Source organism: Streptomyces griseiscabiei (assembly GCF_020010925.1).
GTDB classification, from domain to species: domain Bacteria; phylum Actinomycetota; class Actinomycetes; order Streptomycetales; family Streptomycetaceae; genus Streptomyces; species Streptomyces griseiscabiei.
In genome coordinates, this window is the sequence record NZ_JAGJBZ010000002.1 from 3,805,094 (window position 1) to 3,827,128 (window position 22,035).

18 protein-coding genes and 1 pseudogene are annotated in these 22,035 nt (G+C 70.5%); 7 read left to right on the top strand and 12 right to left on the bottom strand.

Annotation, left to right across the window (positions count from 1 at the left end; genetic code table 11):
• Positions 1 to 90 precede the first annotated feature (90 nt).
• From J8M51_RS33345 to J8M51_RS33375, 7 genes are all read right to left on the bottom strand, one after another.
• On the bottom strand, positions 91 to 834 hold the full coding sequence (locus tag J8M51_RS33345) for an NAD-dependent epimerase/dehydratase family protein (RefSeq protein WP_086753828.1): 744 nt from the start codon (positions 832 to 834) through the stop codon (positions 91 to 93).
• Positions 834 to 1,883 (bottom strand): Gfo/Idh/MocA family protein, encoded by a 1,050-nt coding sequence (locus tag J8M51_RS33350; RefSeq protein ID WP_086753830.1) that lies wholly within the window; start codon positions 1,881 to 1,883, stop codon positions 834 to 836. The genes J8M51_RS33345 and J8M51_RS33350 overlap by 1 nt, the downstream gene beginning before the upstream one ends.
• Positions 1,883 to 3,382, bottom strand: a complete 1,500-nt coding sequence (locus J8M51_RS33355; RefSeq protein WP_086753831.1) for an NDP-hexose 2,3-dehydratase family protein — start codon at positions 3,380 to 3,382, stop codon at positions 1,883 to 1,885. The genes J8M51_RS33350 and J8M51_RS33355 overlap by 1 nt, the downstream gene beginning before the upstream one ends.
• A gap of 107 nt (positions 3,383 to 3,489) precedes the next feature.
• Entirely contained in the window at positions 3,490 to 4,743 is a 1,254-nt protein-coding gene (locus J8M51_RS33360) for a glycosyltransferase (RefSeq protein WP_086753833.1), read from the bottom strand.
• Between the two features lie 697 nt (positions 4,744 to 5,440).
• Positions 5,441 to 6,109, bottom strand: coding sequence for an O-methyltransferase (locus tag J8M51_RS33365; protein ID WP_086753835.1), 669 nt, complete (start codon positions 6,107 to 6,109; stop codon positions 5,441 to 5,443).
• Between the two features lie 127 nt (positions 6,110 to 6,236).
• Complete coding sequence (locus tag J8M51_RS33370) at positions 6,237 to 6,560, bottom strand: hypothetical protein (RefSeq protein ID WP_086753837.1); 324 nt, start codon at positions 6,558 to 6,560, stop codon at positions 6,237 to 6,239.
• A gap of 20 nt (positions 6,561 to 6,580) precedes the next feature.
• Complete coding sequence (locus J8M51_RS33375; RefSeq protein WP_086753839.1) at positions 6,581 to 7,366, bottom strand: thioesterase II family protein; 786 nt, start codon at positions 7,364 to 7,366, stop codon at positions 6,581 to 6,583.
• 203 nt (positions 7,367 to 7,569) lie between these two features.
• On the opposite strand from J8M51_RS33375, the gene J8M51_RS33380 reads away from it, so the two are divergent.
• The 5 genes and pseudogenes from J8M51_RS33380 to J8M51_RS33400 all read left to right on the top strand — a co-directional run bounded on the left by J8M51_RS33380 (position 7,570) and on the right by J8M51_RS33400 (position 13,713).
• Positions 7,570 to 8,391 carry a metallophosphoesterase gene (locus J8M51_RS33380; protein ID WP_086753841.1) on the top strand — a complete coding sequence of 274 codons (822 nt, stop codon included), beginning with the start codon at positions 7,570 to 7,572 and terminating at the stop codon, positions 8,389 to 8,391.
• A complete protein-coding gene (locus J8M51_RS33385) occupies positions 8,388 to 9,068 on the top strand; it encodes a 4'-phosphopantetheinyl transferase family protein (protein WP_086753843.1) in 681 nt (226 codons plus the stop codon). Before J8M51_RS33380 ends, J8M51_RS33385 begins: the two co-directional genes overlap by 4 nt.
• A 114-nt stretch (positions 9,069 to 9,182) precedes the next feature.
• Entirely contained in the window at positions 9,183 to 11,288 is a 2,106-nt protein-coding gene (locus J8M51_RS33390) for an AfsR/SARP family transcriptional regulator (RefSeq protein WP_086753845.1), read from the top strand.
• 177 nt (positions 11,289 to 11,465) lie between these two features.
• The gene (gene ccrA / locus J8M51_RS33395; RefSeq protein WP_267299670.1) at positions 11,466 to 12,854 is read left to right on the top strand and encodes a crotonyl-CoA carboxylase/reductase; all 1,389 of its coding nucleotides are present in this window, start codon (positions 11,466 to 11,468) and stop codon (positions 12,852 to 12,854) included.
• Positions 12,851 to 13,713: pseudogene (locus J8M51_RS33400) on the top strand (3-hydroxybutyryl-CoA dehydrogenase). Before ccrA ends, J8M51_RS33400 begins: the two are co-directional and overlap by 4 nt.
• 472 nt (positions 13,714 to 14,185) lie before the next feature.
• Here J8M51_RS33400 and J8M51_RS33405 read toward each other — a convergent pair.
• The 4 genes from J8M51_RS33405 to J8M51_RS33420 form a co-directional block, all read right to left on the bottom strand.
• Positions 14,186 to 14,884 carry a hypothetical protein gene (locus J8M51_RS33405; protein ID WP_256966367.1) on the bottom strand — a complete coding sequence of 233 codons (699 nt, stop codon included), beginning with the start codon at positions 14,882 to 14,884 and terminating at the stop codon, positions 14,186 to 14,188.
• Positions 14,885 to 15,305: 421 nt separating this feature from the next.
• Complete coding sequence (locus J8M51_RS33410) at positions 15,306 to 16,142, bottom strand: LLM class flavin-dependent oxidoreductase (RefSeq protein WP_267299671.1); 837 nt, start codon at positions 16,140 to 16,142, stop codon at positions 15,306 to 15,308.
• Positions 16,139 to 16,996 carry an alpha/beta fold hydrolase gene (locus J8M51_RS33415; protein ID WP_086761527.1) on the bottom strand — a complete coding sequence of 286 codons (858 nt, stop codon included), beginning with the start codon at positions 16,994 to 16,996 and terminating at the stop codon, positions 16,139 to 16,141. Before J8M51_RS33415 ends, J8M51_RS33410 begins: the two co-directional genes overlap by 4 nt.
• Before the next feature lie 94 nt (positions 16,997 to 17,090).
• The gene (locus J8M51_RS33420) at positions 17,091 to 17,984 is read right to left on the bottom strand and encodes a LysR family transcriptional regulator (RefSeq protein ID WP_086761514.1); all 894 of its coding nucleotides are present in this window, start codon (positions 17,982 to 17,984) and stop codon (positions 17,091 to 17,093) included.
• A gap of 231 nt (positions 17,985 to 18,215) precedes the next feature.
• Here J8M51_RS33420 and J8M51_RS33425 point away from each other — a divergent pair, with 231 nt between their 5' ends.
• Together J8M51_RS33425 and J8M51_RS33430 are read left to right on the top strand one after the other, a co-directional pair.
• Positions 18,216 to 19,391 carry a cytochrome P450 gene (locus J8M51_RS33425; RefSeq protein ID WP_086761516.1) on the top strand — a complete coding sequence of 392 codons (1,176 nt, stop codon included), beginning with the start codon at positions 18,216 to 18,218 and terminating at the stop codon, positions 19,389 to 19,391.
• 1,027 nt (positions 19,392 to 20,418) lie between these two features.
• The gene (locus tag J8M51_RS33430) at positions 20,419 to 20,709 is read left to right on the top strand and encodes a hypothetical protein (protein ID WP_086761518.1); all 291 of its coding nucleotides are present in this window, start codon (positions 20,419 to 20,421) and stop codon (positions 20,707 to 20,709) included.
• Positions 20,710 to 20,730: 21 nt separating this feature from the next.
• Here J8M51_RS33430 and J8M51_RS33435 read toward each other — a convergent pair whose 3' ends face one another.
• Positions 20,731 to 21,411 (bottom strand): protein kinase domain-containing protein, encoded by a 681-nt coding sequence (locus J8M51_RS33435; protein WP_179203391.1) that lies wholly within the window; start codon positions 21,409 to 21,411, stop codon positions 20,731 to 20,733.
• Positions 21,412 to 22,035 lie beyond the last annotated feature (624 nt).

The following is a 22,035-nucleotide window of genomic DNA, read 5'->3' on the forward strand; positions in this document are numbered from 1 at the left end:
GAAGCGGCGCACGACTGACCGACATCGCCGACGGCTGGACCGGACGCGCCCGGTCAGGACGGCCATCCTGAAACACCGGCTGGGGCGCGCTCAGCCGGCGTAGTCGGCCACGTACCGGTCGAGCAGCCGATCGAGGTGGCCGGCGCCGCCCGGCAGGACGGCGGTCGGCAGCAGGGCCCGCAACCGGGCGGTGGAGACCGTCGTGCGCGCCGGCGGGGCGTCGACGACTTCGAGCCGGGCCGGCAGGCCCATCCGAGCCCGCACCCCGGCGGCGATCGCCGTCACCGGAACCGGTGTGCCGGAGGCGACGTGCACCACCTCGCCGTGCACGCCGGCCGCCAGCAGACCGTCCACGGCGGACACGACATCGCGCACGTCGACCAGATCTCGGTAGGTGTCCCGGTACAGTCGGACGGTTCCCGACCGCACCTGCTCGACGAACGCGGGCAGCAGTTGGTGCTGCCGCTGTCGTGCGCCGACGACGTGCGTCAGCCGCAGCACGAGCCAGTTCGCGCCCGAGTCCGCCACCTGCCGCTCCAGCCCGAGTTTGTGCCGCCCGTAGGGCGAACCCGGCGCGACGGGTTCCCGTTCCTCCACGATGTGGTCGGTCGAGCCGTACATCGCGTGCGACGCGGTCGACAGCACCACCGCGGTCAGGTTCTCCCGCAGGCAGCGCCGCGTCACCTCGGCCATGAGCGCCCGCTCCCTGGCGAACTCCGCCGGATCGGTCACCCGTGTGCTGGAGACACCGGCAGCCACCACCACGGCGTGCGGGTGCCGGTCGGCGATCGTGCTGAGGTGGCTTGCGATGAAGCCCCGGCCGATGACGAGCATCAGTGTCCTCCGGACACGGTGACGACGCGAGCGGATGCCCTGATGGCGTCAAGAAGTTCGGCGGTGCACAGGGTGTCGGCGTCGGACGCCGCTGCCGAGTCCGGCACGCCGGCTCGGCGGGCTCGGACCTCGGCGGCGAAAGCGGCAGCCGACCGGGCGAACTGGTCGGCGGCCGGCGTCACGATCTCCTCGGCATGGTCCTGTTCATCGATGCGCAGCACCGGCTGGTGGGTCGCGGGTGGGGTGAACGCGCGCTCCAGCAGCAGTTGGGCGGACGAGCCCCACAGCCGGTAGCGGGAACCGTAGCTGTGCCGGAAGCCGAACTCGGCCGTCACGACCACGTTGCCGGTCGTGAGCAGCACGCTGCCGGACACGTCGACCCCGGTGACCGGATCCACCTGCAGCACCGCGCCGGCGACGTCGATCTCGTTGCCGAACAACAGTTGTGCCGCCCGGATCGGGTAGACACCGGCGTCCAGCAACGCGCCGCCGCCCAGTTCGGGCCGGTAACGCACGTCGGCGGCGGGAAGCGGCGGGAAGCAGAACGAGCCGGCGAAGTGCCGAGGCTCGCCGATTCGGCCGGCGGTCACCAGGTTCCGCACGACGGCGTGCACCGGGTGGTGCAGGAACGTGAAGTTCTCCCGCAGCGCGAGGTTGTTCACTTCGGCCAGGCGCACCAGATCAGCGGTGTCGGCGGCGCACGTCGTCAGCGGTTTCTCCGCCAGGACGTGCTTTCCGGCCGCGAGCGCGGCGGAAGTCCACTCGTGATGGAGGGAGTTCGGCAGTGGGACGTAGACGGCGTCGATGTCGGCGCGCTCCAACAGCGCCGCGTACCCTTCGATCGGCTCGCCGCCGAACCGCTCGGTGAACGCCGCGGCCCTGGACCGATCCCGGCTCGCGACGGCCGCGACCGTCACCCCGGCCGTACCGGTCAGAGCGGGGAGCATGCGCCGCCACGCGATGGATGCCGCCCCCAGCACACCGATCCGCACCGTCGCCGCCGGGTCGAAGCCGGCTCCGGGGGCGGGTTCCGCGAGAGGCCGGACCATCAGGCGCCCCCACCCGGCGCGACCGGAGCGTCGTCGTCGAAGCGAGCCACGAGGCTGTGCAGGCACGCCACCAGACTGCGGGCCTGCACGTTCACGTAGTCGCTGTGCCGGAGCAACCCGACGATCTGGGCCATGGTCATCCACCGGTGCCGGGCCGGTCCGGCACCGTTCGCCACCACCGGGTCGACCTCGACGATCATGTGCCGGGTACGGGCGTGGAAGAACCGGCCGCCCTCCTCGGAGAGTTCGGTGTCGAACCGGATCCGGTCGTCCGGCGCGGCCAGCACGTCGTCCAGGAAGGGCGGCCTGGCCTCGGCCGGCAGGTGCTCGTAGTTGTCCGGCGTGCACCGCACCGTCGGCGCCAGCTCGACGAAGTCCAGGCCCGGTTCCACCTGGGCGCCGACCAGGATGTGCAGCACCCCGGAGAACCGGGCGACCAGGAACGCCACGAGGCCGATCCCGTGCGGGGCGAGGATCGGCTGCGTCCAGCTGTCGATCTCGCGGCCCCCGCCGTCCACCGCGACCGCGCGGATGTCGAAGAAGGCGCCCGTGTCGTGAGTGATCCGGTCGGGCCGCCGGCGCCAGCCGCGCACCTCGCACAGCGGGATCGGGGTGGCCTCGACCTCGCGGCGGGACCGCAGGTCGGTGATCCAGCTCAGGATCTCGCCGTCGGTGTGCAGTGCGCCCCACTCCGTTCCGATCGACCGCACGAGGGCAGCCCGGAACTCGGACGTGCCACGGCCCAGCTCGTCCACGAGGTTCGGTCCGGAGAAGGACAGGCAGGACAGCACCGTGCGCGTGTTCATGTTGACCACGTGGTCCTCGGTGAGCAGCGCGCGCACCTGGCCCAGCGACAGCCAGCAGAAGCCGGGCAGCACCTCGACGTCCGCGGTGGTCTCCACGACGATGTTGCGGTTGCGTTTGCGGTAGAACCACGAGCCCTGCTCGGACTGCAGCACGTCGGCGAGCACCGACCGCGGTGGCGCGGACAGGAACAGGTCCAAGTAGGGCACCGGGCGGCCGCGGTGTACGGCGGTGTAGTTGCTCTGCGTGGCCTGCACGGTCGGGGAGAGTTGCAGCACGTTGCAGTTGCCCGGCTCCATCTTGGCCTGCATCAGGCAGTGCAGCACCCCGTCGAACTCCTTGACCAGGATGCCCAGCACGCCGGTCTCCGGCTGATTGATGATCGGCTGTGACCAGCTCGCCACCGGGCCGTGAGCGGCGGCCACCGACAGGCCCTGGATGGCGAAGAACTTTCCGCTGTCGTGCACCAGGTTGCCGGTGCCGTCGGCGAAACGCCAGCCGACCAGGTCGGCGAAGTCGATACCGGCGACCGTGGTGGTCCTGGCCATGGCCAGCCGTTCGGCGAACCAGGACCGGAAGTCCGGTGTGGCCGTCACGGTGCCCCGGGTGGACAGTGCTGATCGGACGACACGCAGCGCCGCCGACGGGTCGTGGGTCCGAAGCAGACCACCGGGGGTGACCGGGGATGCGGTCATGCGGACTCCTTCGTGCGACTCGCGAGGGTCGGATCTCTCCGCTGCGACCGGGAGAGCGGTCAAGGTTCCTCCGGTTCCGGCTGGGGAGGGGCTGTCACCGGAAGCCGTCAGCGCCAGGTGACGGCGTGCTTCTCGATGACGTCCGCGGCGGCGGCCACGCCTCGATCGGCGAGCACCGCCGCCGCCAGCTCCGCGGCCCGAGTGGCGATCGCCGGATCGTCGATGGCGGTGCGCACGGCGGCGGCCAGCCGGTCGCCGGTCAACCGGGAGAACGGCACCGGCGGCGGTGCGACGCCCAGCGCGGCCATCCGGCTCGCCCACACCGGCTGGTCGGCAAAGCAAGGTACGACGACCTGTGGCACACCGGCGGACACCACGGCCGCGGTGGTGCCCTGGCCGCCGTGGTGCAGTACGGCGGCGGCGCGGGGCAGCAGCCAGACGAAGTCGGCGCTCTCGGTCCGGATCGCCTCGACGCCGGCGGGCAGCGGGCCGTCCGGGCCGCCGACGACCAGCAGCCGGTGTCCGGTCGTCGCCGCTGCCGCCACGCTCGCCGCGAGCAGGCCGGGACCGTCCACCGCCCAGGAGCTGCCGAAGGTGGCCACCAGCGGCGGATCGCCGCGTTCGACGAACTCGGTCACCTCCGCCGGATTGTCCCAACGCATGTTGTCCGACCAGTACCCGGTGATGTGACAGTGCTCCGGCCAGTCCGCGGGCGGCGCGAACACGTGCGGGCTGAACTGGTACAGCAGCGGCCGGGTGACCCCGTCGTCGCGGAACGGTGAGCGGAGCCCGAGCCGCGGCAGCCCGGCGGCGGTCCGGCCGCGGTTCACGCTGGGCCGGTACACCAGCCACTCCAGCGTGCCCATGGCCCGGTGGGTGAACCGGTTGTAACCGCCGCCCAGCGACAGCTCCGGCGCGCCCAGCGCGGGCCACGCGGCGGTCTCGGTCACCGGCCAGGACGCGACCGAACACCACGGCACGTCCGGCCGGGCCAGCGCGCCGATCCGGGTCAGCGTGGTGTTGACGACCATGTCCGCGCCCTCACCGGCGGCCACCATCTCGTCGATCAGGGCCTGCTGCTGGGCACCGGTCAGCCGTGGCGCCGCCATGGCCATCCGGTACATCGACGGCCCACGCCGCAAGGCGGCCTGCACCTTCGGATCGCGCAGCACCGAGTCGGCGTACCCGGCGGGCAGCGCTTCGAGAGCCCGGAAGCCGAGACCGGCCCGGTCGGCCAAGCCCTTGAACTCCGCCCCGGCCGCCAGCACCACCTCGTGCCCGCGAGCCTTCAGCTCGACGCCGAGCACCACGAACGGCTGCACGTCACCGCGCGAACCGATGGTCAGCAGGACGATCCGCATCGTTCTCCTCGAGTCCGTCACTCCGCCGGACAGGCGTCAGGCCGGGGTCAGCGTCAGGTACCGCTGCCGCCAGTGGTCCTCACCCGTCGATGAGCCGACAGCCCGCCCGCCACCGAGCACTCGCGGCCGGGCCGAGCCTAGGCGGGACGGATAGCGTCCGAATATCGCCGGACAGCGGAACCCGGCGACCTTCGGCCGACGGGTCTCGTCGTGGTCGTGGTGCGGGTGCGGGAGCCGCGCACGGGGTCTCACCGCCGACCGAGGTCGCCCACGAGGTCGCCCACAGAGCGGGCTTCGAAGGCGGTTCGGACGGCGGTCGTGCACTGATCACCGGCGAGCGCCGTGCCTGTTCTGCTTCCCGGGGAACATCCCTGCCCAGGACGGGACATGACGCGACGTCATATACGGGACTGGCGAACCGGACCGGCGAACCGGACCGATTCGGAACATGCGATGACCCTGGGGACCGGCGTACGTCTCGACGTCCAGGACCGTGGGACGGTGACCTTGCGCCGCAGTTCTCCGGGCCCTGACGGCGTCGGCCCGCCCGGCGCGGCACGTGGCCGGGCGGGCCGACGCCTGGAGGCGACGTGCCACGGCCCCCGTGATGGTGGACCGGCCTGGACCCTTCTCCCGCGCAGATCCGTCAGAAGGGCCCTGTCCTCGCCCGGAGCCCGGAGCCCGGAGCCCGGAGCCGTCAGGCGTCCTTGCGCCGGGCGAGCGTGATGCCGTCGGCCATCGTGAGCATGCTCAGGTCCACCCGCTCGTCCGCGCGCAGGCGGGCGTTGAGTTCACGGATGCCCTCGGTGTCGGCGTCCGTGAACTGCGGATCGGTGACCCGGCCGAAGAAGAGCGTGTTGTCCACGACGACGAGGCCGCCGGGTGCGAGCAGTTGCAGGGACAGTTCGTAGTAGCGCGGGTAGTTCGCCTTGTCCGCGTCGATGAAGACCAGGTCGAAGACGCCCTGTCCCTCGTCGGCGAGCAGCTTCTCCAGGGTCTCCGCCGCGTCGCCCACCCGGAGGTCGATCAGCTCGTCCACCCCGGCCCGCTTCCAGAACTCCGCGCCGATCGACGGCCAGCGGTCGGTGATGTCGCACGTCACCAGTCGTCCGTGGGCCGGCAGGGCGCGGGCCATGCACAGGGTGCTGTAGCCGGTGAAGGTGCCGATCTCCAGGACCGTGGCCGCCCGGGTGAGCCGGACCAGCAGCGCGAGCAACTGCCCTTCCTCCGCGGGCACCTGCAGGGCGACACCACCGGGCAGCCCGGCCGTCGCTTCGCGCAGTTCCAGCAGGATCTCGTCCTCGCGCAGCGAGGTCTGCCGGACGTACTCGAGAAGCCGAGGCGTCATGCCGATCTGCTCAGCCATGGGGGATCTCCGTCCCGGTGGGAGTCGGTGGGAGTCGGTGTGAGCGGCACGCCGGGCGGCGGGGGAGCGCCGGACGACGAGCCGGGCGTGCTGGGGTACGGACCCGCCTCGGCGTCGTTCCGCGCGGTCAGCGCCCGGCGTGCCCGGGAGCGGGGGAGACCTCGGGGCCGTGGCCGCCCACACCCTCGTCGTCCGCGCCGTGCCACAGCCTGACGTCGTAGGGGACGTCGGAGACCGCAATGGTGGCTCGTTCTCCGGCCGGCGGGCGGGCCGGCACGGCGTCGGCCGGTTCACCGACGAGTGCGCGGACACGGAGGCGCAGCCTTTCCACGTCGTCGGCCAGTCCGCTGAGCGTGGGAGGCTCGCCGAATCCGGCGGACCGCAGCGAGCCGACGCAGCGCGCCAGCCGGTCGACGGTGCGAAGCAGTTCTCTGACGGCGGCTGGCGGCATCGAGCTTCCTCCGAGTCTGCCTAGTGAGCGCCCGCGCCGAAGACCGGAAGCGAGCTCAGTCGATCGCGGACCGTGCTGTGCACCGCGTCTGGATCGTCATTGAGAAAGAAGTGACCGCCCTTGAACACCTGCGTGGTGAACGGCCCCTCCGTGTACTCGCGCCACGCCTCGACCTCCGCCACGGCCGCACGCGGGTCGGCGTCCCCCGTCAGCGCCACCACCGGGCAGCGCAGTGACGGTCCCGGCACATGCACGTAGGTCTCCGCCGCGCGATAGTCGCCGCGTATGGCGGGCATGACCATCTGGAGGATCTCCGGATCGGCCAGTGCCCCGGCGCCGGATCCGCCCAGCAGCTCCAACTCCCGCAGAATTCCCCGGTCGTCGCGCTGGTGGATGTACTCACTGCGTTCGAAGCGCGGCGCCCGGCGCCCGGAGAGAAACACGGTGACCGGGCTGTTCGCCCCGCCCTCCCGTTCCAGCCGGCGCGCCACCTCGTAGGCGAGGGTGGCGCCCATGCTGTGCCCGAAGAGCGCCAGCGGCCGGTCGTCGGCCGACGCGGTCAGGACCGGCACCAGCCGGTCGACCAGCTCCGGAACGTTGTCGACGCACTTCTCGGCCCGCCGGTCCTGACGGCCCGGGTACTGCACGGCCAGCACCTCCGCGACAGGCGGCAGCGCGCCCGCCATGGCGTGGTAGGCACTCGCCGATCCTCCGGCGTGCGGGAAACACACGAGCCGTGTCCGGGCCCGGGGGGAGGCCACGAAGGACCGGAGCCACAGGTCCGGTTCCTCGGCGCTTCGATCCATCGTCCGTCCTTCGCCCTGGCAGGTCATGTGCCTGTCGGCAACGTAACGGAGGTTAGGCAGCCCGAATCGGCGGCGGCCACCCCTAGCCACCCCCTACAACCCCCAGAGATCTTTCCAGCCACCCCAGATCCGCTGCCTCGGCGCGGGCAGCAGCCGGTAGAAAGTGCTGCATGAGATCTTCCGGACGGGTATCAGGCAGGCTCATGGCAACAAGTGATCTTCATGTGGCCTATCCGGAGAACCGGCACATCGTGGCCGGCATGCGTGCCCAGTCCGACGACGACTGGCTCATCGTGGCCGGCGACGTCGGTGAGATTACCGAGGACTTCACGTGGGCGCTGACCCTGCTGCGAGAACGATTCGACACTGTTATCTGGGCACCGGGGAATCACGAACTCTGGACCCCGCCCGGCGACCCCGTCCAGCTGCGCGGGGAGGAACGCTACCGTCACCTCGTGGACATCTGCCGCAGGCTCGGCGTCCTCACCCCGCAGGACCCCTGTCCCGTGTGGGACGGACCGGGCGGCCCCGTCACCGTCGCCCCCCTCTTCGTCCTCTACGACTACAGCTTCCGCACCCCCACCGCCGCGACCAAGGAGCAGGCGCTCACCCAGGCATACGAGGCCGGTGTGGTGTGCACCGACGAGATGCTCCTGCACCCCGACCCCTACCCGAGCCGCGAGGCGTGGTGCCACGCCCGGCTGGTGGAGACCGAGCGCCGGCTCGCCGAGCGCGATCCCGAGCTGCCGACCGTACTGGTCAACCACTTTCCCCTGGTCCGGGATCCGACAAGGGTCCTGTACCACCCGGAGTTCGCCCAGTGGTGCGGAACCGAACAGACCGCCAAGTGGCATGTGCGCTTCGACGCCAAGGCCGTGGTCTACGGCCATCTGCACATCCCCCGTACCACCTGGCACGACGGAGTCCGCTTCGAGGAGGTCTCGGTCGGTTACCCCCGCGAGCACCGGCAACGCGGCATGCCCCGAGGGGTCCTGCGCCAGATCCTTCCGGCGGTGACCGCGTGATCGACCAGTTGCTGCCCGCCACGGTCGCCTCCGCCTGGGCCCGGGAGGACCTGCCCGACACCCGCCTGTTCCCCGAGGAGGAAGCGGCACTCGGCGACGCCGTCGACAAACGCCGCCGCGAGTACACCACCGTACGGGCCTGCGCCCGCAGGGCCTTCACCCGACTCGGCATGGAACCGGCCCCCGTCGTCCCCGGCCACCGCGGGGCGCCGCGGTGGCCGGACGGGCTGGTCGGAAGCATGACGCACTGTGCCGGCTACCGTGCCGCCGCCCTCGCCCGGGCGTCCGACGCCTTCGCCCTGGGGATCGACGCCGAGCCCCACCAGCCCCTGCCGGAGGGGGTCCTCGACGTCGTGGCCCGGCCCGAGGAACGCTCCTGGATCGCAGGTCGGGGCGGAGGTGCCGGAGTGTGGTGGGACCGGCTGATGTTCGGTGCCAAGGAAGCCGTCTTCAAGGTCTGGTACCCGCTCACGGGCCGGGAACTGGACTTCGACGAGGCCGTCGTCGACTTCCGTCCCCGGGACGTCGCCCCGGGACATGCGTCGGGTGCCTTCGACGCCCGGCTGCTGGTGCCCGGTCCACGCACGCTCACGGAACTCTCCGGCCGCTGGCTGGTGCGGGACGGCCTGTCCGTCACCGCGATCGTCCTGCCCGCCCGGCCACCCGGACACGGGTGACGGCTGCGGAGAAGGTTCCACCCACTGTCGCGTCGGGTGGTGCGCGCCCAGCGTGCCACGGGGGAGCTCGCGATCGACGGAATCGCATCATGTTTTCGTAGGGGTGAGGCAGTTATGGAGTTCTTGTTGTTAGGTCCCCTGGTCATCCGGTCGGGCGGGCACGAGCTGAGGGTGCCCGCCGCGAGGCAGCGGGTGATTCTCGCCGCTCTCGTGCTCAACGCGAACCGAGTGGTCCCGGTGGACAACATCGCGAGCTTTGTCTGGGACGGCACCCCGCCGCCCAGCGCCGTCGCCACGATCCGCACCTATGTCATGAGGTTGCGTCAGGTCCTGGGCCTGGCCGGGAGGGCGCGGATCACCACCCGGGCGCCCGGCTATCTGATCGAACTGGAGGAGGACGAGACCGACCTCGGGCGGTTCACCGTGCACCGGAAGACCGCCGACGCCCTCGTCCGGGCGGGCCGCACCGCGCAAGCCGCCGAGGAACTCCGCAAGGCGCTCGCCCTGTGGCGGCACGACCCGCTGATGGACGTACCCTCGCGCGCCCTTCAGGACATGGAGGTCTCGCATCTGCAGCGGCTCCATCTGCAGACCCGCATCTGGTGCGTGGACCTCGACCTCGATCTGCAGCGCCATGCCGAGATCCTGCCCGAGCTGTGGCAGATGGTGCGGGAACACCCGCTCCACGAGGGGCTCATCGGCCGTCTCATGCTGGCGCTGTTCCGCTCGGGCCAGCAGCCGGAGGCCCTCGACCTGTTCCAGCGGACCCGCGCCGCGCTCATCGACCAGCTCGGCACCGAGCCCGGCTCCGAACTACGGGCCGTCCAGCGGCGCATCCTGCGCGCCGAGGACGAGCCGCCGCGGCCCCGGGCCGCCTTCGAGGAGCGCCCCGAGGTGCACGGCGGCCCCGGCCGGGCCTGGCCCGGCTGGCCGACCCCCGCCCAACTGCCCCAGGGCGTCGCCGACTTCACTGCCCGAGACCGGGAGACCGCGGCGCTGGGACGGCTGCTGCGCGGCAGGGCGCCCGCCGCGGGCCCGGCCACCACGGTCGTGATCAACGGTGCCGCCGGCATCGGCAAGACCGCGCTGGCACTGCACGCGGCCCACGCCGTCCGCGGTGACTTCGCCGACGGACAGGTCTACGCGGACCTGGAGGGCAGCACGGGGAAACCCGCGCAACCCGCCGAGGTCCTCACCCGCTTGCTCGTCGGCCTCGGGGTGCCCGATGTCGCGGTGCCGAGAACGATGGTCAACCGCACCTCGCTCTTCCGGTCCCTGGTTGCCGACCGCCGCATGCTCATCGTGCTCGACGACGCCGTGAGCACCGCCCAGGTCCGCCCCCTCATCCCGGGCAGCGGCGGAAGCAGGGTGATCGTCACCAGCCGCCACCGGCTCGCCGACCTCGAAGGGGTCCACGACGTCACCGTGGACGCGCTCGACGAGGAAGCCTCGCTGCACCTGCTGGAACGATTCGTCGGTCGTTCCCGTGTGAACGCCGAACGCGCCGCCGCACACCGGCTCGTCGAAGCGTGCGCCGGTGTGCCGCTGGCCCTGCGCATCGTCGGCACCCGGCTGCGCGCACGACCCCGCCGCGGCCTCGGAGCCCTGGCCCACCGCCTGCTCGAACAGCGGCGTCTGCTCGACGAGCTGCACATCGGCGACCTGTCGGTCCGCACAGGACTCGACGCGGGATACGCCGCCCTGCGCGACCGGTCCGTGCACGGCATCGATCTCGCGGCGGCGTTCCGCAGACTCGGCGCGGGCAACATGCCGTACGTCCGCGGCGAGACCGCCGCGGCGCTGCTCGGCTGCTCCCGGGAGAACGCCGAGGACGTGCTCGACGTACTGGTCGACGCCCACCTGCTGCGCGAGCACGACCACTTCCGCTACCGCCTCGACGCCCTGGTGCGCGCGTACGCCCGTGAACGCGCCGACGCCGAGGAGGGTCCGGAGTACCAGGTGGACACAGTGCGCTGCCTGCTCCGGTGGTATCTGCACACCCTCTTCCGGAGCGCTCGCCCGGACCGGACGGGGGAACCGGAAGGGACGTACCTCCTGCGCCCGCCGACCGTGAACTGGACGGACGACGACCGCGCCGGACTCGTCGAGGCCCTCGCCGAGGCGGACCGGATCGGCGTCGACCTGGTCGGCAGCCGACTGGTCGGTGAACTACGGGCACGGCTGCCACCCGTCGTGGCGTCCCGGGCCGCGTCCAGGTGAACCCCGGGCGGGCGCGGACCGCCGCCCGGCCCGTTCCCCCGGACGCCGCCGCGTCCCTCTCCCCATCCCGCCGTCCCTCTCCCCGACCTCCCGCAGCCGGCCTCTCCGTGCTGCCGCCCCCTCGGCCCGTCCGCGCCCGCCCGCGGACCGCCCAGTGACGACACCTCAGGAGCCCCCATGGACCCCTTGACCGAAGCGGTGCTCGCCGGCGCGCCCCCCGACCGGCTGGCCAAGGAACCCCTGCCCACCGAGTACACCGCCGCCCATCTGCGCGCCGAGGACGTGGACGTGTTCGGCGACGCCGCCGACCGGGACGTACGCCGCACCCTCCGGGTCGGTCCCGTGCCCATGCCCGAACTGGCCGTGGACGAGGTACTGATCGCCGTGATGGCCAGCTCCATCAACTACAACACCGTCTGGTCGGCGACCTTCGAACCCGTACCGACCTTCACCTTCCTGCGCAGACTGGGCCGCCAGGGAGGATCCGCCGCCAGGCACGACCTGCCCCGGCACGTCGTCGGATCCGACGCCGCCGGAGTCATCGTCCGGACGGGCGCCGGGGTACGGCGCTGGCAGGTGGGCGAACACGTCGTCGTCAGCTGCGTCCAGGTGGACGACCAGGAACCCGCCACCCACGCCGACGGCATGCTCGGTGCCGAGCAGCGCATCTGGGGTTTCGAGACGAACTTCGGCGGACTGGCCCACTACGCGGTGGTCCGGGCCAGCCAACTGCTTCCCAAACCGGCCCACCTCACCTGGGAGGAGGCCGCCTCGACGATGCTGTGCGCCGCCACCTCCTACCGGATGCTCGTCAGCGACCGGGGCGCCCGGATCAAACAGGGCGACATCGTGCTGATCTGGGGCGCCACCGGCGGACTCGGCGCCTACGCCGTCCAGCTGGTGAAGAACGCCGGCGGCATCGCCGTCGGCGTCGTCAGCACGGAGGAGAAGAGCCGACGGGCGCGGGCGCTCGGCTGCGACGTCGTCGTCAACCGCGCCGACATCGGCCTGGACGGCGATCTCGCCGACGACCCGGACGCGAGCATGGAGGCCGGCAAACGCCTCGGCAGGATCATCCGCGCCGAACTCGGCGAGGACCCGCACGTCGTGTTCGACTACATAGGCAGAGCCACCTTCGCCGTCTCGGTCTTCGTCGTCCGCCGCGGCGGCACCGTGGTCACCTGCGGATCCAGCACCGGCTACCAACACCGCTTCGACAACCGGTACTTGTGGATGCACCTCAAACGGATCGTGGGCAGCCACGCCGCGAACCTCCAGGAACAGGCCGAGTGCAACCGGCTGTTCCGCCTCGGCCACCTCGTTCCCGTGCTCTCCGCCGTCCACCCGCTCGCCGAGGTGGCGCAGGCCGCCCGGCTCGTCCAGACCAACCGGCACACCGGCAAGGTCGGTGTCCTGTGTCTTGCGCCCCGGCCCGGTCTCGGAGTGACCGACCAGACCCTGCGGGACCGCGTGGGCGAGGACCGGCTGAACCTGCTGCGCGACGCCGCTCCGGCGACCCCCGCGCCCGGGCAGCTCGTCGCCGGACGAGGAGGGACCGGGCGATGAACGCCATCCAGAAGGTCGGAGTGGTGGGCTGCGGCACCATGGGCTCGGGCATCGCCCACGTCTGCGCCCTCGCCGGAGTCGACGTCATGGTCGCGACGTCCTCACCCGCGTCGCTCGCCAGGGGCAGGGCGCGTCTCACCACCTTGCTCGACCGCGCGCTGGGCAAGGGCCGGATCACCGACCGGGACCACGAGAACGCCCTGGCCCGGGTGTCGTACACCAGCGACCTGGCGGAACTGGCCGACCGGCAGCTGGTCATCGAGTCGATCAGCGAGGACGAGCAGGCCAAGCGCGACCTGTTCGCCAGGCTGGACCAGGTGCTCCAGGACCCCGAGACCATCCTCGCCTCCAACACCTCCTCCCTCTCGGTCCTCAGACTGGCCCGGGCCACCGCCGACGGCGGCCGGGTGCTGGGCGTCCACTTCTTCAACCCGGTGCCCGCCCTGCCGCTGGTCGAGCTGGTCCCCACGCTCCTCACCCGGGAGAAGACCGCGGTACGGGCGGAGGAGTTCGTGACGGACCTGCTCGGCAAGCGCGTCATCCGGTCCCCGGTCGCGCCGGCTTCACGGTCAACGCCCTGCTCATTCCGTACCTCCTGGCCGCGGTACGCATGGTGGAGGCGGGCCACGCGTCGGCGGAGACGGTGGACGAGGCCATGACTCTGGGCTGCTCCCACCCGATGGGCCCGCTCCGGCTCGCCGACCTGATCGGGCTCGACGTGGTCACCTCCATCGCGGAGGCCCTTCACGAGGAGTTCCGCGAGCCCCAGTACGCCCCGCCACCGTTCCTACGGCGCCTGGTCGAGGCCGGCATGCTGGGCCGCAAGACGGGCCGGGGGCTCTACGACTACGCCCCTTGACCGCCGCGCGGAGGAGGCGGGCACCGTCCACGAGCCGATGTCGGTCCCGGCGGCGGGGCTGTCGTGTCGTCCGCCTCAGTCCTTTCCTTGCCCCGCGCACCCGCGAGCCGCCGGCCCGAGTCGCAGGTCCTCAGTGCTGGTCAGCACTCGTTTGCCGGTCCCGGCTTCCCCGTCCGCCCGGAGCGTCCGGCTCGCGGCGAGTTCGACCCTGCTGCCGTTGCCGAAAGCTGGTCGTCGGCCGGGATGTCGCGGTCACCGGGGACGTCGAGGACGATCTCTGCCGAGGGGCGGAGAGTCGTCGGGTGGGTCGGGCCCGTCGAGCGCCTGCCGTTGCGTCAGGCACGTACCTTCACTCTCGTCCCAGCCAGTCGACACATATCGACACGGCTGTCGCCAGGGCGCCATGGGGAATCGTGGTGGCGAGTGATTGCTCAACGGCAGCGACAGGCCCGACCTCGCCTCTCCCCGCCGTTCACATGCACAGTGGGTCGACCGGCGGCCATGGGTAGCCCAGTCGCTCGGCATCATGCGAACCTCCCCAGACCTCGGCGGTGGCACGGGGATCGGCTGCGGTCAGCCGTGCTTCAAGGCGCTCGGCCTGGTCCGACGGGGCGTCCGCGGAGACCGGGAGGGTCATCCCGAACTGGAGCCAGGGCAGATCCGCATCGGCCCGGTTACGGGGATGCCTCAGGACGACGTGGATTCGATCGGGTTCCTTGCGGGAGGCCCAGACGCCTTCCACCTCGCAGTCCCACCGGACGAGCCAGTCCCCGCGTCCCCTCAGCCCCGCCTCAAGCAGCCGCGCCACCGCTCCTGCCGGCCACTCCCCACTGCGGTCCTCTTCGGCTCGCAGAACCTCGGCCTCGTACTGACCTGCGGTGAACCGAAGCTCCGGCAGATCGAAGTCCTGATGGGCCAGGTCGCGCCAGCCCGACCAGACAACGTGATCCCCGTTGCGCGTGATCGTCATGTACAGCGCGCCACAGCACTCCTCCACACCGCACCCGGACCAAGCGAGACGAACCTCGTGGGGCGTCGCCGTAGCATGCAACGGCCCGTCCTGGCCCAGCAGATGCCTGGGGCCCACTCCCAGGTAGTGGGAGCCTCCCACGCCACCGGGGACCGCTTCGGCCAGAAGATCCCGGCCATTGACGATCGGGCGGACCTCCACGCCCCCCTCGTCGGGTGGAGGGCACGCGATGCTCAGACTGAGAAGGTCCGCTCTCGTGGTCATGGGCCCATGATCGCGGGGCTGGTTCACACCTGTCCTGTGAATTCGTGTGGCTTCCGCTCAGGGCGGCAGTTCGGGTCGCCTTCAGGTCGCCCCGGTCCCTGCCTTCCGCCCGACGCCCGCAGGCGACGAGGAACGGCACGAGGTCCATCCCCGCCGGGCCCGGCGAACGTGCCCCGGTACGCCCCAACACCGCTGACAAGACGGACGATCGACCGCCCGCACCACGCCGAGGGACACCACCTCGGCTCGGCGGACCCATGCCGTGGCGCATCCTCGTGGGGGACCGGATTCCGGGCGGGATGCGCGAGCGGAAGCCCCGGGGGCCGAACTTCGCTGCCCAGACTCCGGGTCGGCTCAGTCACCGGCTCTCGTCGACATCGGTTTCGGCCGGGCCGTCGCGGAGTACGCCTCGTACCTGGTCCAGTGTCACTGCTTCCGGATCGAATTCGGCCAGCCACCAGGTGGCGCCCGCCTTGATGTAGGGCGTCGGGTCGGTGCCGGGCGGGAGAGGGACGGCGATGTCGTACGGGGTCGTTTCCTGCCGGCGGAGATCGGTCAGGGTGGTGACGACGTCGGCGAGTTGGTCCGGGTGTTCGAGGTTGACCGGGAAGAACCCGTCATACCGGGAGGCGCGGCGCATCGGTTTGGCCTTGCCGGGAAAGCCCGCGGCCCACACGGGCACGCCGGGCCGCTGAACCGGTCGTGGAAGGAAAGTGACGCCGTCCACGGTGTAGTGCGGGCCGTGGTGACGCACCGGTTGGCCGGACCACGCGGCGGTGAGGATCTCCAGTGACTCGTCGAGCATCTGGCCCCGGAGCCGGTCGTCGAGTTCCTCGCCGGTCGTGCTCAGTTCGCCGGCGAAGCGATCGCTGCCGAGACCGACGCCGAGTGTGAGGCGGCCGTTGCCGAGCCGGTCCAGAGTCGCGGTTTCCCTGGCGACCTTGGTCGGCCGGCGGCGGGCGAGGGGGGTGACCATGGGGCCGAACCGGAGGCGCTCGGTCACGGTGGCGATCGCTGCCAGCGTGATCCAGGGGTCGGCCACCCGCGAGACCGGCTCTCGCCAGCGCAGGTGGTCCCATACGAACAGGCCGTCCCACCCCGCCTCCTCGGCCTCGGCGGCCAGCCGCGCGACCGCCACCGGGTCGGCGAGATCGTTGAAGAGCGGCAGCCAGAGTGCCGAACGCAACCGGGTCATCGTCGTCCCTTTTCCGTGTGCTGGAGCAGAGCCGGGACGAAGTCGTCCCACAGCGGCCTCGGCAGGTCGTGCCCGGCCCCTTCCAGGATCAGCAACTCGGCGCCAGGAACCGCGTCGCGCAGCGCATGACCGTGGGGGAGCGGGAGAACCGGGTCGTGGTCACCGTGCACCACGAGGGTCGGTGCCTTGAGAGATCCGAAATCGCGGGACGACCCCTCGAAGGTCATCGCGTAGTGGTTGACGAGGGTGGACGCGATGTGGCGGGTTCGGGCCACGTCCCGCTCGACCAGCGCGCGCGTGGCGGTCTCGTCGAAGTAGGGCGAGCCGCCCGAGCAGGCCTTCGCCGAGGCGACGACGTAGTCCACCACCGCGTCGGAATCGGCGGGGTCCGGCTCGGCCGGGATGCCGTCGGCGAGCTGCTCCGACGGCGACGGGAGGCCGTCCGCGCCCGTGGATGTGGAGACGAACGTCAGCGACTCCACCCGGTCGGGATGGTCCACACCGAGGATGAGCCCGATGCCGCCCGACATGGACCGGCATACGACATGCGCGCGTTCGACGTGCAGGGCGTCCAGGACTCCGAGCGCGTCTCTCGCCAGGTCGGTGTACGCGTAGCCGGGCCGTCCGGGCGGATAGCTGGTGGATCTGCCGGTGTCCCGGTTGTCATAGCGGATCACGAACCGACCGCCGTGCGCGATGCGTTCGCACAGGTCGGTCTCCCACCACAGCATCGAGGCGGTCGCACCGTCGATGAGCAGGACGGCGGGGTTCGCGGGGTCGCCGAAGGTCTCGACGCACAGCTCGACATCGTTGATCTCGACGAGCTGCTCGCCGTTCGAAGGATGAGAGGTCATGAACAGCACGCTAGACACTCTGATGAATCACGAAAAGCGATATTTTCTTATCAAGTCAATCGCTCTGAGCGATGATTACGTGCCCTGATCGATGTCACATCTGGTCCACCAGTTCTTCGGCCACTTCGCGTGCGACGTCGATGGCTCGGGCGGCGAGCGGTGACTGAGTGCGTCCGGCCGGCCAGTACAGGTACCACGTGCTGACGGGCGATGGCTCCAGCCGGTGAATGCTGAGCCGGTCATCGGACCAGGCCTCGGATCCGTGGAGGGCGAGTGCCGGCAGTACCGCCGAGCCGATGCCCGCCCGCACCATCGACACGATGGACTCGTGACCGGCGGTTCGAAAAGCGATCCGAGGCCGCGCGCCACCGTCGGCCAGCGTCCGCTCCAGCCACCTCTGGTGAAGGGTGGAGGGCCAGGCGACCATCGGCGCACCGTCGAGCAGCTCTACCGGTACGGGCCCGACGGGGAACGCGCCGGCATGCGCCACCAGGAGATACGGCTCGTCGAGCAACACGACATGCTCGACGTCGCCTTCGAGCCGACCGTAGTGGAACAACAGGTCACGATCTCCGATCTGCGGATTCTCCGGTTGCACCTCGGACAGCCTGATGTCGCAGCCGGGATGCTCGCTCAGCAGCCGACGAACGACCGCCGGCAGGATCGTGTTGGTCGCGCCCTGGAAGGTACCGATGTCGATCCGGCCGCTGCCCGCCCTGAAACGATCGACGGCGTCGCTCAGCGCTCCCGCCTTCGTGAGCAGATCGCGGCCGTAGGCCAGGACGATCTCGCCGAGAGGGGTGATCCGCACCCGCCTGGGGCCCCCGGGCCTGTCGAAGACGGCACCGCCAACGGCCTTCTCCAGCGCGGCGATCTGCTGACTCACCGACGATTGCGTGTAACCGAGTCGGCCCGCCGCTCCCCCGAACGTTCCCTCGTCGGCGATGGCGGCCATGGTCCTCAGGTGGCGCAGTTCGACGTCAGTCATGACATCCACTATGACGACCCGCGGAACTCCCACTCCGCATACGACCGTGTCCGATCGCCGGATGCCCCACCTTCGGCCGGACCTGCGGGTGGGGCGGACCGGGAACGAGTTCGTCAACCTGGGGCAGTTGCTGCGTGCGTGCCGCAGTGCAGATCCTTGATCCGCACGTTCGGAGCGCTTTGTTAGTCTCGGCAGCGTGATCAGTTCCTCACTGCCGGGTCACGGCACACCGTGAGCGTCGTCGACTCCTTTCCGCTGGGTGGCGCGACCACGCTCGCCGAGCTCGCGCGAGATCCGCATCCGCGCCTGGCGCTGCTGCGTACGCAGGAGCCGGTCTCCTGGATCCCCGCACTGGACGGCTGGCTGGTGACCCGCCGTGATCTCGCGCTGAGCGTGATGCGGGACGCCGAGACCTTCACCGTCGACGACCCCCGGTTCTCCACGGCACAAGTCGTCGGCCCCAGCATGCTGTCCCTCGACGGCGACCACCACACCCGGCACCGCGAACCCTTCACCGCCCCCTTCCGCCCCCGCGCCGTGCGGGACGGGTTCGCCGCGTTCATCGAGCGGGAGACGGACCGGCTCGTCACCACACTGGAGTCGGCGGGCGCCGCCGAGCTGCGACGGGCCTTCGCCGGCCCCCTCGCAGTCGCGGTCGTGACCGAGGCACTGGGGCTGGTCGGCGCCACCGGGGACACGGTGCTCGCCTGGTACGACTCCATCGTTCTGTCGGTCTCGGACATCACCGCCGGCCACGAGGCAGGACCCGCGGGTGCGGCGGCGTACACGCAGCTACGACGTGCGGTGGAAGCCACCGTCGCCGACCGGAATTCTTCGTCACTCCTTGTCTCGGCCGCCGGGCGGCTGACCGTGCCCGAGGTGGCATCCAATGCGGCGGTGCTGATGTTCGGCGGCATAGAGACCACCGAGGCGATGATCACCAACGCGCTGCTGCACCTGCTGAGACACCCTGACCAACTCGCACTGGTCCGGGCCGACGTCGATCTGCTGGACGCCGCGATCGAGGAATCACTGCGCCTCGAACCCGGCGCCGCGGTCGTGGACCGCTACGCCACCCGGGACACGGTCCTGGGGCCGGCCGCGATCCACCGCGGTGACCTCGTCACCGTCTCCCTGACGGGAGCCAACCGCGACCCGGCCGTCTTCCCCGACCCCGACCGCTTCGACGTGCGCCGCGAGAACGCTCGTCTCCAACTGGCCTTCGCACACGGCCCGCACTACTGCCTCGCCGCACATCTGGCCCGCCTCGAAACCCGCATCGCGCTACAGCACCTCCTCGAACGCCTCCCCGCCCTGCGCCTCGACCCCGACCGCCCCGCGGCCCCGTACGGCCTGGTCTTCCGCAAGCCCACCACCCTCCATGTGCTGTGGGACAGGGCCACCTGACCGGACTGGCGCGGCGGGGATTGGCCGCGTGGCCGCAGAGGCGTTCGGCTTCGGTGATCCTCGCTCTGAGGTTGCCGCAGATCTTTTCCAGGCGGGGCTTCTCGTCCCTGGCCACGATCGGGACCGGGCAGCGAACACAGGCGTGTTGATGGATGCAGTCGGTTCCGTAGGAGCGCCCGCACTCGCCCCAGAGCCAGCTTCCTCCGCTCGAAGTGAGATCGGCCCCGAGCGACAACTGGTGCCAGGTTCCGCCGACAAAGCCACCGTGCCCACGACGAAGGCCCTGACCGGTGATAGGGCTCTCTTGTGCCCGACTACACCTCGTTGAAGCCACGCGACGCGTCGTAGATGTCAGCCTCGATGACGACCACGAAGAGGCTCGTCACGACGTAGTGGACCATTACCTGGTCTTCCCAGGCCGCGCGTGTCACAGCGTCGCTCGTGTAGGCGAGGTGACTGTCGGCGCCTTCGGGCTCGGCTGCGATCCTGGCAACGAGACGCAGGAACTTTCCCGGTCCGCGGCCGGCATGTAGTCACGGAACCGGACAACCTTCTCGGTGAACTGCACGCGTCTCTTCATCGAAGCAGGATTCTACGGACACGGTGAGGTCCCCTGCTGGGAACATCGGCCGGGGCCTACTCGCCCACAGGTAGCTCAGAGGGCGGTTTTCTCCCGGAGGTCGGAAACGAGGCCAGATTGTCGAACTCCAGGATGGTGCGGCAACGGCCGCACGTGTACTCGATGCCGCCGTTGCCTAGCTTCACGGCGTCCGTGTCGTCGTCGCAGCAGACCGGCGCTCTGCAACTGAGCACGTTTGTCTGTGCCTAGTTCTGTGCCTAGTTGAGCACCTCTCAAGTACGCCGACAGGGGGCTGTTGCCTGAAGATCCGGGCGAGGCCGAGCACCCCGAGGCCGCGTCGCGTACCGGCGCGACGGCTGCCTGGGACGGCAGGCCTTGCCGGGTAGCCGCAGCTGAGACAACGCTCCACTCGGCGACAGCCCGCTGCGGGGCTCGTAGGATGCCTGAATGCCTGAGCCGTTACGGATGAGCCGCCGCACATGGGTTGCCGCGTGGGCGGTGCTGTGCGTGGCCGGTATCGCTGCCACCGCCGCACTGAACGCCTTTCCGGCGCCTGACCCGCGGCCCGAGAAGCCGGTCAGCGCCGAGTGTGCCGAGCACATCGCGGATATCGAGGCGCAGTTGGCGAAGGCCAGGAAGAAGGGCAACGACGACGGCGTGCTGGCCTTCGCGCGGAGCCGGGGCCGCGCGGAGGACTGCAATGATGCAATTCTCGACCACTTCAACGGCGACCGGTGAGCCGCCGTACCGGTCTCGCCGTCATCGCGGGTCTACCCTGTCGTCCTGCTCGCTGTCCGACTGACCGTGTACGGAGAGTTCCGGGCCCCGTAGCTGCATACGAGCGCGAGCGCCGCACCGCCGGCCGGTGAGCCACGGCGGACAGACGGTAACGCGAGACACCCAGTCGCTCGGCTCGCTTGTCGGGATGTTGGTGTCCGGGCCGTCGAGCGACCGGTCAAGGGTTGTACGACGTTGCCGGATGGCGGACGCGGGATGCCGGACGAGGTCATGATCAGTCATGCGGTCGGGGAAGGCTCGGTCCGGCCGGGGCGAGGGGCGGGGCCTGTGCCCCCGCGGCTTCCTGTCAACCTGATGTAGCAGTGCGTACGAGCCGCTACGAAGTACCTGGTCGGTCGCCAGCCCCTGCGGGGTGCGGTTCAGGACGGTCTCCAGATTGTGCCCGTCCAACAGTTCCAACACCAAGAACGGCTGCCCCTGATGGGTGCTCACGTCATGGACCGCGGCGATCGCGGGACGACTGAGCCGCGCGGCGGCCTTGCCCTCCCGCCGGAAGCGGGCCAGCGCCTCCTTGTCGGGGAACGGGCCGGGCCGCAGCAGTTTGATTGCCACCGGCCGTTCCAACTGCAGGTCCAGACCGCGCCAGACCGCGCCCATTCCGCCGCTGCCCAGCTGTTCCTCCAGCCGGTACCGGTCCGTCAACTCTGCTCCCGATCCCATCGGTTGGATCATGGCGTCACGCCTTGAGGGTGCGGCGGCCGTGACTGTTGTGCGAGCTGTCTCACGACGGTGCTCTTCTTCGGCCGATGAGGCACGGCCTTGGTCTCGTCGAAGGGGAGCAAGCTGCGTTTCTTGATAATGTCTGTCATTCTTTTCTCATCCCTGACCGGCCCGTGATTGTTTGACGTCGCAGGCCGACTGGATTCGGTTGATGGCGGAATGAGACCTGTGCGCATTGCGGGCTCTGCCGCCTTCCGGTATTCCGCACCAGTCCGCGGGGCGGACGAAAATATAGACCAACTTCCAGGCTCACGCGAAACCACGATCTAGGCCACTGATCTGCACTTTTGACATAACGGACGACAGGACCCAACGGTTGCGGCCCAGGAAATCCGACGGCGGTAGGGGTGTGCGGTGTCGTGGTCTGGATCCGCGCCGGCTTCCTTCGAGGACCCATGCACGGAAGGCGCCGGAACCGACGGCGCGCCCGCACGGAGCCGGCACTCGGAATCAGCTTTCCAGCCTCACCCTTGTGGGTGGCAAGCCGCAGGCGAGAACTGGGGGCGTACTTCAAGTCGACGTATTCGCGGAGCTTGCCGCAGACGT

Coding starts and splice junctions, on each gene's coding strand:
- J8M51_RS33345 (WP_086753828.1), bottom strand. CDS start 834: ATGCTCGTCATCGGCCGGGGCTTCATCGCAAGCCACCTCAGCACGATC.
- J8M51_RS33350 (WP_086753830.1), bottom strand. CDS start 1,883: ATGGTCCGGCCTCTCGCGGAACCCGCCCCCGGAGCCGGCTTCGACCCG.
- J8M51_RS33355 (WP_086753831.1), bottom strand. CDS start 3,382: ATGACCGCATCCCCGGTCACCCCCGGTGGTCTGCTTCGGACCCACGAC.
- J8M51_RS33360 (WP_086753833.1), bottom strand. CDS start 4,743: ATGCGGATCGTCCTGCTGACCATCGGTTCGCGCGGTGACGTGCAGCCG.
- J8M51_RS33365 (WP_086753835.1), bottom strand. CDS start 6,109: ATGGCTGAGCAGATCGGCATGACGCCTCGGCTTCTCGAGTACGTCCGG.
- J8M51_RS33370 (WP_086753837.1), bottom strand. CDS start 6,560: ATGCCGCCAGCCGCCGTCAGAGAACTGCTTCGCACCGTCGACCGGCTG.
- J8M51_RS33375 (WP_086753839.1), bottom strand. CDS start 7,366: ATGGATCGAAGCGCCGAGGAACCGGACCTGTGGCTCCGGTCCTTCGTG.
- J8M51_RS33380 (WP_086753841.1), top strand. CDS start 7,570: ATGGCAACAAGTGATCTTCATGTGGCCTATCCGGAGAACCGGCACATC.
- J8M51_RS33390 (WP_086753845.1), top strand. CDS start 9,183: ATGGAGTTCTTGTTGTTAGGTCCCCTGGTCATCCGGTCGGGCGGGCAC.
- ccrA (WP_267299670.1), top strand. CDS start 11,466: ATGGACCCCTTGACCGAAGCGGTGCTCGCCGGCGCGCCCCCCGACCGG.
- J8M51_RS33410 (WP_267299671.1), bottom strand. CDS start 16,142: ATGACCCGGTTGCGTTCGGCACTCTGGCTGCCGCTCTTCAACGATCTC.
- J8M51_RS33415 (WP_086761527.1), bottom strand. CDS start 16,996: ATGACCTCTCATCCTTCGAACGGCGAGCAGCTCGTCGAGATCAACGAT.
- J8M51_RS33420 (WP_086761514.1), bottom strand. CDS start 17,984: ATGACTGACGTCGAACTGCGCCACCTGAGGACCATGGCCGCCATCGCC.
- J8M51_RS33430 (WP_086761518.1), top strand. CDS start 20,419: ATGCCTGAGCCGTTACGGATGAGCCGCCGCACATGGGTTGCCGCGTGG.